This is a genomic window from Phocaeicola plebeius (assembly GCF_003437535.1).
GTDB classification, from domain to species: Bacteria; Bacteroidota; Bacteroidia; order Bacteroidales; family Bacteroidaceae; genus Phocaeicola; species Phocaeicola plebeius_A.
Map to the genome: position 1 here is coordinate 286,853 of NZ_QSQT01000001.1, position 12,926 is coordinate 299,778.

Genomic DNA, 12,926 nt, shown 5'->3' on the forward strand with positions numbered 1-12,926 from the left:
TTATTTGAACACCTTAAATTACTACTTTTATACTTGGTTGCCTTGAAGCTTTTATATTAGCATAATACTTTTGCATTGTTGGAAAAGGATGTAGTAATATTACATCTAATTTATTAATTAAAAGTCTAATTTATGCAAAACAACACTTCAAGGTTTCTACAAAAGAAGCGAGCGCTTTCTCTTTTAGGAGGGCTATTTATTACAGCGAGTGTATTTGGTCAGAATCTTACGGTAACAGGTACTGTAAAGGATGTTACAGGGGAACCTGTTATTGGGGCAAATGTTATCCAGGAAGGAACGTCGAATGGTTCTATAACGGATATTGATGGAAAATTCTCTTTAAGTATTCCTAAAGGATCGGTTTTGGTGATTTCTTATATAGGATACGCAAGTCAGAATGTAACAGTGACAGGTAACCAGCCGCTTGTTATTACTTTGAAAGATGACACGGAACTATTGGACGAGGTAGTTGTTGTGGGATATGGTACGATGAAAAAGAGTGACCTGACAGGAGCAGTAGGTTCTGTCGGAGCGAAGGATATGAAGAACTCTCCAATATCTAACGTAGGTCAGGCACTGCAAGGTAAAGTTGCAGGATTGCAGATTATAGATAGTGGTAAGCCCGGAGATAATGTTACTATTCGAGTACGTGGTATTGGTTCTATCAATGATAGTAATCCGTTGATAGTAATTGATGGAGTACCTACAGATTTAGGACTTAATTCTATCAATATGGCAGATGTCGAGCGTGTTGATGTTCTAAAAGATGCTTCTGCCACAGCTATTTATGGTTCTCGCGGTGCTAATGGTGTAGTAATGGTTACTACGAGAAAGGGAGAAAGTGGGAAAGGTAAGCTTTCTTTCAGTGCTAATTGGGCTGTACAGAATGTTACGAATCAACCAGAGATGTTGAATGCGAGCCAGTATGCAGCTTATAGCAATGATATGCTTTCTGCAGCTGGGCAAACAACAAATCCTTTGTGGGCAGATCCTTCTTCATTGACTTCAAGTACTGATTGGCTTGATGAAATGTTCCGTACAGGACTATCACAAAATTATACAGTTAGTTACTCTGGAGGGAGTGAAAAGTCTCATTATTATGTTTCTGGTGGATTTTTAGAGCAAAAAGGTGTGGTAGAGAGCGTTAAATATCGCCGTTTTACGTTTCAAGCCAACACGGACTCTCAGGTTTTGAATTGGTTGAAGTTCTCAAATAACCTGACATTTTCTACTGATACTAAAACTTCAGGAAGCTATGATGTGGCCGGTGCAATGAAGGCACTTCCTACACAGCCGGTTAAAACAGATGAGGGTGACTGGAGCTATCCTGGTTATCCGGACTACGACAATCGTTCACAGGCTAACTGGTACGGAACGATGCGTAATCCTATTGGGCCTATATACAATGATAGCAAGCGGACGGATGGATATAATTTCTTGGCTAATATTTCAGCAGAAATAAAGTTTTGTGACTGGTTGCAATTTAAGTCAACATTTGGCTATGATGCTAAATTTTGGTTTAATGAGGACCTTTATCCAAAGTATGACTGGACTGCTTCTGGAGAAGCTGGTGAAACAAGTAAGTACCAAAGTAGTGATAAATCTTTTACTTACTTGTGGGATAACTATTTTACTTTTAATAAAGATTTTGGAAAGCACCATTTAGATGCTATGGTAGGTAGTTCTGCACAGTGGAATAAATATAATTACATGAATGGTAATGTATCCGGCTTTTTATTTAATGAATTTAGTCAGTTGACCAATGCGAAGGAAATAACAAGCTTGACGGGTTCCATGAGCGAATGGGCTTTACTTTCGTATATGGCTCGTGTCAACTATTCATTTGATGATAAATACTTAGTTACGGCAACTGTACGACGTGATGGTTCTTCACGTTTTGGAGAAAATAATCGTTGGGGTACATTCCCTTCTGTGTCATTAGCATGGCGTATATCCAAAGAATCTTGGTTTCCACAAAGTGAGGTCGTGTCCGATTTAAAATTACGTGCAGGATATGGAGTAACTGGTAATCAGGCTTCAATTGGTAATTATGATTTTGCAGCATTGTTTGATATCCGTAAATATGCTTTTGGAGGGGAGGTTGTCGATGCGTTGACTACAACAAGTTTGTATAATCCTGATATCCGTTGGGAGGCTATTCATCAGGCCAATATCGGAGTTGACTTAAGTTTGTTTAATTCGCGTGTAAACCTATCTTTGGATGCTTATGTAAAGAATACAAAGGATATGTTAGTTTCAGCTTCAGTTCCTATTACTGCCGGATTTGATGAAACAGTCTCAAGTTGTCAGACTAATGCTGGAAAGGTCCGTAATAAAGGTGTTGAGTTGGCTTTACATACTTATAACTTTGTTGGAGGGGATTTTAACTGGGATACTAGTTTGAATTTGACTTATAATACCAATGAGATTGTAGATTTAAATAGCAACATACCGATGTTCCGTAATGAGATTGCCGGTGAAAATGTAATTCGTTTGGCTAATGGATTTCCGATAAATACTTTTTATGGGTATGTGACTGATGGTATTTTCCAAAATTGGGAGGAAGTTAATTCACATGCATTCCAAAGTACGGAAACTAGTCCGGGTGATATTCGTTTTAAAGATTTGAATAATGATGGAAAAATTAATGAAGATGACCGTACTGTTATCGGTAATCCATCTCCTAAGTGGATATTCTCAATGAATAATAACCTGAGTTATAAAGGATTTGATTTGTCTATTTATTTGCAGGGAGTGAGTGGAAATGATATTTTTAATGCAAATAATATAACGAATGAGGGAATGGCTGGGGCTGCGAACCAGACTACGGCAGTTTTGAACCGTTGGACAGGGGAAGGAACAAGTTATGTTATGCCTCGTGCGGTACTAAATGACCCAGCTAAGAATAATCGTGTTTCTGACCGTTGGGTTGAGGACGGCTCTTATTTGCGTATAAAGAATATTACGTTAGGATATAATTTCCCCAAAAAATGGATAAAGAAGTTAACCTTGGAGAATGCACGTCTGTTTGTTTCTTGCGATAATGTGGCTACTATTACTGGATATTCTGGTTTTGACCCAGAAGTAGATATTAATGGGATAGATAATAATCGTTATCCTATTTCACGAACTCTTAGTTTAGGAGTCAACTTTAATTTCTAATCTGAAAAAACAATTATTATGAAACATATTACTTATATAATATTGGCATCTGCTTTGCTGACTTGTTCTTCTTGCAGTGATTTTTTGGAAAAGTATCCTAAGGATTCTCCTAGTACTACTATTCCTATGAGCGATGATTTGGCTGTAGCTATGACTAACGGATGTTATCAGTCTTTACAGTCTATGAATCTTTATAATCAGCGTATCTGGAGTATGGATATTTGTGCCGGTGATAGCGAAGCGGGGGGAGATCCTTCTACAGGTACTGATGGAGTTGAAACAAAAGAAGTTGCTAATTTCTATGCAACTCCAAGTAATAATCTTGCAGTTGGATTATGGAGAGGAGGATATACTGGTATTGGTAATTGCAATACAGCCATTCAGTCTTTATCAGCTAATGCGGATAATATTTCTCCGGAAATATTGACCCGTTCTTTGGGTGAGGCTTATTTTTTACGTGCGCATTATTATTTTATCTTGGCTCGTTGTTTTGGAGGAGTTCCTATTCGTACAGAACCGGCTAAAGTTAGTGACCCTAAAGACATTGCCCGTAATACAGTAACAGAAGTCTATGACCTGATTATAAAAGATTGTAAGGAGGCTATAGAACGCTTACCTCAAAAAAATGAGTTAGCTCCAGCTGACTTAGGACGTGCTACTAAGGATGCCGCTTGCACTCAGTTAGCAAAAGTTTATTTGACTCTTGCTTCATACGGTAATACCTATGCATCTTTAGCACCCGAAGAAGGATTTTATCAAGCAGTTGTTGATTTATGTGATGAGATCGCTACGATGGGATATGATTTGGCAGCTTGTGATTATGCTTCTTTATGGAATGAGAATTTAATTAAAAATAAGAATAGTGCAGAATCTATTTTTGAAATACAATATTCTGGAGAGAATGCAGGAACGGGCGGTTTTTGGGCAAATGATGGACAGTCATCCTGGTGTTCAACATTTATGGGGCCTCGTAACTCTGGATTTACTTATGGCTCTTATGGGTGGAATCAACCTACTGATGAATTCTTTGAATCGTATGAAGAAGGTGATAAACGTAAAGATATTACCGTATTTTATGAAGGATGTCCGGATTTTGATGGAAAGTCCTATAAGGCAAGTTATGCTTTTATGACTGGGCGTAATGTGCGTAAATTTATTATTCCTATTTCTTTAAATTTATATCAGGATGCAGAGACAAGTCCTCAGAACTTTATAGCTTACCGTTATGCGGATGTATTATTGATGAAGGCGGAGGCTTTGAATGAATTGGGTGAAACGGTTCAGGCGCAAACTCCATTGAATATAGTACGACGTCGCGCCGGATTAGGAGACTTTCTGTCAACTAATAAGGAGGAAATGAAGGAGAAAATCATTCATGAGCGCCGGATGGAACTTGCATTCGAAGGTCATCGCTGGTTTGATTTAATCCGTATTGATGGGGGAGATTATGCCTTGAAGTTCTTTAATTCTATTGGCAAGGTAAATGCAACTAAAGACCGTATGTTACTACCTATTCCACAAGTAGAAATGGATGCGAATGCATTGATGGTACAGAACCCCGGTTATTAATAACTTAAACTTATAGATTATGAGAGTTCAAAATATATTTTTTTATTTATCCGTATTGCTTTGTTGTGTTTTTACGTTAAGTTCTTGTTCAGAGGATTTGGCTGAAACAAATAAAGGCTATGATGTGCTGACATTGACTGCTGATAAGGAGGTGATTAATCTTAATGAAAATGATGCAGCTTTGACAGCTCTAACATTAAAGTGGACTAGTGGTACAAATTATGGGACAGGAGCGCGGTTGAATTATAAGTTGGAGCTGCGGGAGAAAGGAAGTACTGAACCAGCAGAACCATTGTTAAATAAGCGATTTAATGATCAGGAACTTTCTTATGCTTTTACAGTTAGAGAATTAAATGATTATTTGCATGCTGCTGGAATTAGTTTGACATACGGTGAAACAGTGGAAGTTGAAGCAACTGTGATTGCAGAGGTCGTCGGTTATGAAGACTATGAGCAGAATTCTTCTGTTTCTTTTAAAGTGACTACTTATGAACCGGTTTCTGAGACATTATATATTTGTGGTGATGCGACGGAAGGTGGATGGTATGTAGAACAAATGGGAGTGTGTAGTTTGGTTGATAACCAGCAACCTGGTATTTTTAATATTACTGCAACATTGACCGAGGGTAAGGATTTTAAGTTCTTTACTCAAATGGACTTTTCTTCTATTGCTTATGTTTGTGCTCCTGATGGAGAACAAATATTAAGTGATGGTATGACCACAAATATTATTCAAAAAGTTGATGATACGGTAGATGACTTGAAATTTCAGGTAACAGAAACCGGAACCTATAAGCTTACGATTGATTTGTTGAATAATACTCTGAATATAGTCAAGAGTACTCCAGCGGCTCCAGCTTTTAATACTTTGTATTTTGTCGGTAGCTTTACTAATTGGACTTTTAAACCGATGAAGCAAGATCCTGTGAATCCGTTCGTATTTTTATATGGTGATGTATTTACATGGACTCCTGATGGTGAGTTTAAGTTTGGAACCATGGATGGAAGTTGGGATAATATGTATATGGCAACTCAAGATAAAGCTCCGTATACGGATACTAATGTAAAATTGGGTGGTACAGATCAGAAATGGGTTTTGAAAGAAGAAGAATGCGGAAAGGCTTATAAGATTCGTTTGGACATAACAACAGGCCAGGAAAAAATGGTGATGGCTCCTTTTGAACCTTATACGGAAATTTCTTTGATAGGTAATGCTACTCCTGCAGGTTGGACTTTGCCTTCTTCTGCTCCAATGACAAAGATTAACGAATATACTTATCAGTGGACTGGAAATCTGACAGCAGGTGAAATTAAGTTTACCTGTGATAACCAGTCTGATTGGATGGGAGCTTGGTTTATGGCTGTAGAAAATGGTCTTACGTTTGAAGCAGGTGAATATGATATGTACTGGATTGATAAAACGAATCCAGATTATGGTTATGGAAGCTTAGATAATAAATGGGTTGTGACTGATCCGGGAAACTATACGATTACCCTGAATCAAGCTACAGAAAAACTCGTAGTTAAGAAAATTGATTAAATTAGAATTGTTTATCATGAAAAAAATAATTTACTTGGCAGGAATTTTTCTCCTTTTTACTGCATGTAAGAACGATGACGGAGCAGGAATGGCAAATTTGGAATATGAAGGAGGTGAAGTTTCTGTTAAAATAGAGGAAGGAACTGGTATTTCTTTATTTACGGATAAAGCTTGTTATGCACCAGGAGAAACAGTAAGTTTTGGTATTTTAGGTAACATTCCGTCGAACGCAAAAATTCGTTATCGTCATTTGGATGAAGTAATTGAAGAACAACCTTTGGCTGGTTCGTCATGGACGTGGACTCTTCCAACTGTCGATTTTACAGGTTATATGGTTGATATTTATGCATCATCGGATGATAAGGAAGTAATTTACGGAACAATTGCGGTTGATGCTTCTAGCGATTGGAAACGATTTCCTAGGTATGGATTTGTGGCAGAGTTTGGTCAGAAATCGGATGAAGATATAAAGGATGAGATGTCTTATTTGAGCCGTTGCCACATTAATGGTGTACAATTCCAAGACTGGCATAATAAGCATCATTGGCCTTTAGGAAGTACTCGTGATGGACAGATTATGCCTGTGTATAAGGATATTGCCAATCGTGATGTATATACGGAAACTGTGGAAAAGTATATTGAGGTGCAGCATGCTTTGGGGATGAAGTCCATTTTTTATAATCTTTGTTTTGGTGCTTTGGATGATGCGAATTTGGATGGTGTGAAAGATAGCTGGGGGCTTTTCAAAGATTATAAGGCAAAAACGCGTGATTGCCATGAATTGCCTGATAGTTGGAAAAGTAATATTTATTTGACAGATCCGGGGAATAAGGCATGGCAGGACTATTTGATACAACGTAATACAGACGTATATAATCATTTTGCTTTTGATGGTTATCAGATAGACCAGTTGGGAAACAGAGGAACCGTATTTAATGTATATGGTAAGGAAGTTGATTTGCCACAAGGTTATGCGTCATTTATAAAGGCAATGAAGCAGGCACATCCAGATAAGAGGTTGATTATGAATGCTGTCAGCCGCTATGGCGCAGAACAGATAGCCAAAACAGGAAAGGTCGATTTTTTGTATAATGAGGTATGGGGTAAAGATAATGACCGTACTGAGGCGAAATTTAGTCATCTGAAAACAATTATAGATGAGAATAATGAATACTCTGGCAATCAGTTGAATACCGTATTTGCAGCCTATATGAACTATTGGTTGGCTGAAAATCAAGGTGAATTTAATGCTCCAGGGGTTTTGTTGACTGATGCGGTGATGTTTGCATTGGGAGGCTCACATCTGGAACTTGGCCCTCACATGTTGTGCAAGGAGTATTTCCCTAATGACAATTTGAAAATGACGGAGGCTTTAAAAAAGGATATAATTCATTATTATGATTTTATGACTGCTTATCAGAATGTGCTGCGTGATGGTGGTTCATTGACAACTAATGTCGATATTGTATCTGTTGACGGTAAATTTGAGGTGCAATCCTGGCCACCGGTTAAAGGAAAGTTATGTACGATAGGGCGTAGTCTGGAAAATCAGGATGTTATTCATTTGTTGAATTTATCACAAGCTGATAGTGATGAATGGCGTGATGATTATGGAACTATGCCGGAACCCAATACAATTGAAAACCCTTCCTTTAGTATTTGTCCTTCACGTTCTGTGAAAGGTCTTTGGATGGCATCACCTGATTATGCCGGAGGAGCCGTAATCCCAATTGCATTTAAGGTAAATGGGAACCGTTTAGAGTTTACTTTGCCTTCATTAAAATATTGGAACATGTTGGTTGTTGAATATAAATAAGAATAAAAAACAGTATGAAGCTAAAATTAATTATATCTGCATTATTATTTTCAGCATTAAATGTTGATGCTGATGTGGTAACATCACCTAATGGAATCGTTTCAATTGATTTCCAGTTAAAGAATGGGATACCTACTTATAAAGTAGATTACAAAGGTAAACCTGTAATTAAAGAAAGTAGATTAGGTCTGGAATTACGTGATGGAAAGAATTTGATGGATGGCTTTGAACAACTTAATGTTACTACATCTACTTTTGATGAAACTTGGCAGCCTGTATGGGGTGAGGTCAAAGAAATACGTAATCATTATAATGAACTTCTTGCAGAGTTGAAGCAGCCATCAACAGATCGTTATATGAATATTCGTTTTCGGGTATATGATGATGGGGTTGGATTCCGTTATGAATTTCCCCAGCAAAAAAATTTAGTTTATTTTGTAATAAAAGAGGAGCATAGTCAGTTTGCTATGACTGGTGATCATACGGCTTGGTGGATTCCTGGGGATTATGATACTCAGGAGTATGACTATACGGAGTCGAAGTTATCTGAAATACGTTCATTGTTGCCAAATGCAGTAACTTCCAATGCCTCTCAAACTGTATTTTCCCCAACAGGAGTGCAAACATCATTGCAGATGAAAACAGATGAGGGGTTGTATATTAATTTGCATGAAGCAGCTTTGGTTGATTATTCATGTATGCATTTAAATCTGGATGATAAAAATTTAGTATTTGAGTCATGGCTTACTCCTGATGCAGACGGATTTAAAGGTCGTTTACAGGCTCCATGTCATTCTCCATGGCGTACGGTTATGGTCTCTGATGATGCACGTGATATTTTGTCATCTCATTTGATTTTGAATTTGAATGAGCCATGTAAAATTGAGGATACTTCTTGGATTAAACCTGTAAAATATATGGGTGTATGGTGGGAGATGATTGCTGGAGGGAAGCCATGGAGCTATACTAATGATATTCCGTCCGTGAAGCTTGGAGAAACGGATTATCGGAAAGTAAAATCTAATGGTAATCATCCTGCTAATACAAGAAATGTGAAGAAGTATATTGATTTCGCTGCGAAACATGGATTCGATCAGTTGTTGGTAGAAGGATGGAATGTTGGTTGGGAAGATTGGTTTGGAAATCAAAAAGATTATGTTTTTGATTTTGTGACTCCTTATCCTGATTTTGATATTGAACAGTTGAATAGATACGCACATGATAAAGGAATAAGATTGATGATGCATCATGAAACATCTGGTTCATCTCGTAATTATGAGAGACATCTTGAACAGGCTTATCAGTTAATGAATAAATATGGCTATACAGCCGTAAAAAGTGGGTATGTGGGAAATATCTTGCCTTATGGTGAACACCATTATGGGCAGTGGATGAATAATCATTATTTGTATTGTGTTGTAGAGGCTGCTAAACATAAAATAATGGTGAATGCTCACGAAGCAGTTCGTCCTACAGGACTTTGTCGTACATATCCTAATCTGATTGGAAATGAATCTGCACGTGGAACGGAGTATCAGGCTTTTGGTGGAAGTAAGACATTCCATACAACTGTTCTGCCTTTTACAAGACTTCAGGGAGGACCGATGGACTATACTCCTGGTATTTTTGAAATGAATATCTCCAAATTAAATCCAAATAATAGCTCACACGTAAATGCTACATTGGCAAACCAATTAGCATTGTATGTAACGATGTATAGCCCTCTTCAGATGGCTGCAGATCTTCCAGAAAATTATGAGCGTTTTATGGATGCTTTTCAATTTATAAAAGATGTACCGGTTGATTGGGATAATAGTATTTATCTTGAAGCAGAACCAGGGAAATATGTAACTGTGGCTCGAAAAGAAAAAGGAACGAATAATTGGTTTATTGGTAGTGCTACAGGTGATGCTAATCATCAATCAGTTATTTCGCTTGATTTCTTGGAAAAAGGGAAGAATTATATAGCTACCATATATGCTGATACAAAAGATACTGATTATAAGTCAAATCCTCAATCATATCAGATTGTAAAAGGGCTCGTTAACTCTAAGAACAAACTAAAAATAAATACGGTAGAAGCAGGTGGATATGCTATAAGTCTATTTGAAGTTACAACTTCAGACGAAATGAAGGGGTTGAAAAAGCTATCTGTATCGCCTATAAAATAATATTTTATTATAATAATTAATTAGAACTTTGATGTTAGCACCTCTGTGAGGTTAGATTTACAGAGGTGCTTATTTTTTTTTAGGATGAAGAACTTTACTCTATATGATATAAATTAATTGTGTATTGGAATAGATTGTAAGGTTAGAGGATTATAACTATAAATCATAAGCCTATGTTTAGATATATTGTTGGATGGTTGTTTCTAGCTGTGTCAGTCGTAGCGCAAGCTGCAGTGCCTGTTTGTAAGTCATTTTCGCAACAAGGGCGTGAAGTAACATTTCATTTGGATAATGGAGCAGCTTTTCAATTGAAATTGTGTGGGCAATCCGTAGTTCGGATATGGTATTCTCCAGATGGGAAATTACAACGGTTAAATTCTTCGTTTGCTGTTATTAATGAAGAATTGGAAGATGTGGGAGTAGTCAATGTGAATGAGGAAGCGTCTTGTTATGAGATTTTTACACCTGTATTGAGAATACGCGTTAATAAATCCCCCTTGAAGCTCCAGGTTTTTGATAAATATCAAAAGCTTATTTTTAGTGATTATGGTGATGGCCGGACTTGTGAAGGTGAAAAGAAGGTAGAATATAAAATGCTGAGGCGTGATGAGCATTTTTTTGGATTGGGAGAAAAAACCGGTAAATTAGATCGACGAGGGGAAACATATAAAATGTGGAATAGTGATCGGCCTTGCTATGGTGTAGCTGATGATCCTTTATATAAGAGTATTCCGTTTTTTATGAGTAATTATCGTTATGGTATATTTTTAGATAATACTTATAAAACAGAGTTTAAGTTTGGAACAGAGAGTCGAGATTATTATAGTTTTGAAGCTCCAGGTGGTGAAATGATATATTATTTCATGTTTGGTAAGGACTATAAGGAAATTATGGGACATTATATAGGACTGACAGGAAAGCCAATTATGCCGCCCAAATGGGCTTTGGGATTTGCTCAATGTCGTGGAATGCTCACTCGTGAGGATTTAACACGGGAGATTGCGACTGGATATAGAAAGCGTGGTATTCCTTGCGATATTATTTATCAAGATATTGGTTGGACTCAGAACCTGCAAGATTTTGAATGGCGTAAAGGTAATTATGAGAATCCTAAACAGATGCTGGCAGATTTGAAATCACAAGGTTTTAAGGTTGTAGTTTCACAAGATCCTGTTATTTCTCAATCTAATAAAAAACAGTGGCAGGAGGCTGATAGTCTTGGTTATTTTGTAACTGATTCAACAACAGGCAAAACTTATGATATGCCTTGGCCATGGGGTGGAAACTGTGGTGTGGTAGATTTTACAAAGCCTGAGGTAGCAGATTGGTGGGGAGCATATCAGCAAAAGCCTATAAATGACGGTATCAGTGGATTTTGGACGGATATGGGTGAGCCTGCTTGGAGTAATGAAGAGGATGTGGATCGTTTGGTGATGAAACATCATTTGGGAATGCATAGTGAGATTCACAATGTGTATGGGTTAACTTGGGACAAAGTTGTGAAAGAGCAGTTTGAAAAACGTAATCCCAATCGTCGTGTATTTCAAATGACTCGTGCTGCTTATGCAGGATTGCAGCGTTATACTTTTGGTTGGACTGGTGATAGTGGAAACTGTGACGATGTAACGCAGGGATGGGCGCAGATGGCTAATCAGATTCCTGTATTACTTTCTGCAGGATTAGGCTTGATACCTTTTACTACAACTGATATATCAGGATATTGTGGAGATATTAAAGATTATTCAGCAATGGCTGAACTTTATACACGTTGGGTACAGATGGGGGCTTTTAATCCGTTAAGTCGTATTCATCATGAAGGTAACAATGCAGTTGAACCATGGCTTTTTGGGGAAGAAGCAGAACAGAATGTGAAAAAAGCTATAGAATTGAAATATTCATTGATTCCTTATATCTATACGTATGCTCGCGAAGCTCATGATGCAGGATTGCCAATTATGCGTCCAATGTTTCTTGAATATCCTTATGATGTGGAAACATTTGATACAGATGCACAGTTTATGTTTGGTAAAGAATTGCTTATAGCTCCAGTCGTAAAGAAAAATGCGAAAACCAAGAACTTGTATTTACCAGAGGGTAACTGGTTGAACTATAATGATAAAAGGACGCTTTACTCGGGAGAACAGTGGTTGACAGTGGATGCACCATTGTCATGTATCCCAATGTTTGTAAAGCAAGGATCAATCATTCCTACTATGCCAGTGATGAATTATATTGGTGAACATCCCGAATATCCTGTTATATTTGAAGTCTTTCCAGCAGTAGAAGGTCAGAGTGCTTCTTTCCTTTTGTATGAAGATGAAGGGACCGACTTGGGATATTTAAAAGACGAGTTCTTGAAGACTCCGATTAATGTGAAAACAACAGTTGAAGGGTTTGAAATTGCTATTTCCTCACGTGAGGGTAGTAACTATCAGTTACCATCTAAGCGGAATATGATTTTCCGATTTTATGTAGAAAAATCTCCTCAGAAAGTTGTGATTGCTGGGAAAAAACAAAAAAAAGTAAAGCCTGAAAAATTACATGACCAGGAAAATATATTTGCTGATGCTGTAATATGGAGTTATGACAAGGAAATGCAAATTTTAAATGTGCTTGTTCCTGATAGTGGGGAAGCGTTGGAGATGAGTATTATACAATAATATGTTGG

Annotated in this window: 6 protein-coding genes; all 6 read left to right on the forward strand. The window is 37.4% G+C overall.

What is annotated here, in order from left to right:
* Window positions 1–132 precede the first annotated feature (132 nt).
* Complete coding sequence (locus tag DXD04_RS01230; RefSeq protein WP_117670129.1) at window positions 133–3,162, forward strand: SusC/RagA family TonB-linked outer membrane protein; 3,030 nt, start codon at window positions 133–135, stop codon at window positions 3,160–3,162.
* 18 nt (window positions 3,163–3,180) lie between these two features.
* Window positions 3,181–4,731, forward strand: a complete 1,551-nt coding sequence (locus tag DXD04_RS01235) for a RagB/SusD family nutrient uptake outer membrane protein (protein ID WP_117670131.1) — start codon at window positions 3,181–3,183, stop codon at window positions 4,729–4,731.
* A gap of 19 nt (window positions 4,732–4,750) precedes the next feature.
* Window positions 4,751–6,271 carry a SusE domain-containing protein gene (locus tag DXD04_RS01240; protein ID WP_117670133.1) on the forward strand — a complete coding sequence of 507 codons (1,521 nt, stop codon included), beginning with the start codon at window positions 4,751–4,753 and terminating at the stop codon, window positions 6,269–6,271.
* A gap of 16 nt (window positions 6,272–6,287) precedes the next feature.
* Window positions 6,288–8,087, forward strand: a complete 1,800-nt coding sequence (locus tag DXD04_RS01245) for an endo-dextranase (protein WP_117670135.1) — start codon at window positions 6,288–6,290, stop codon at window positions 8,085–8,087.
* A 14-nt stretch (window positions 8,088–8,101) separates the two neighbouring features.
* Window positions 8,102–10,258: a glycoside hydrolase family 97 protein gene (locus DXD04_RS01250; RefSeq protein ID WP_117670137.1), complete on the forward strand. Its 2,157-nt coding sequence runs from the start codon at window positions 8,102–8,104 to the stop codon at window positions 10,256–10,258.
* 173 nt (window positions 10,259–10,431) lie between these two features.
* Window positions 10,432–12,918: a glycoside hydrolase family 31 protein gene (locus DXD04_RS01255; protein ID WP_117670139.1), complete on the forward strand. Its 2,487-nt coding sequence runs from the start codon at window positions 10,432–10,434 to the stop codon at window positions 12,916–12,918.
* The last annotated feature ends 8 nt before the right edge of the window (window positions 12,919–12,926 follow it).

What these genes read in the sequence shown, in the direction of transcription:
- DXD04_RS01230 (WP_117670129.1), top strand. Translation starts at nt 133, where the DNA reads ATGCAAAACAACACTTCAAGGTTTCTACAAAAGAAGCGAGCGCTTTCT.
- DXD04_RS01235 (WP_117670131.1), top strand. Translation starts at nt 3,181, where the DNA reads ATGAAACATATTACTTATATAATATTGGCATCTGCTTTGCTGACTTGT.
- DXD04_RS01240 (WP_117670133.1), top strand. Translation starts at nt 4,751, where the DNA reads ATGAGAGTTCAAAATATATTTTTTTATTTATCCGTATTGCTTTGTTGT.
- DXD04_RS01245 (WP_117670135.1), top strand. Translation starts at nt 6,288, where the DNA reads ATGAAAAAAATAATTTACTTGGCAGGAATTTTTCTCCTTTTTACTGCA.
- DXD04_RS01250 (WP_117670137.1), top strand. Translation starts at nt 8,102, where the DNA reads ATGAAGCTAAAATTAATTATATCTGCATTATTATTTTCAGCATTAAAT.
- DXD04_RS01255 (WP_117670139.1), top strand. Translation starts at nt 10,432, where the DNA reads ATGTTTAGATATATTGTTGGATGGTTGTTTCTAGCTGTGTCAGTCGTA.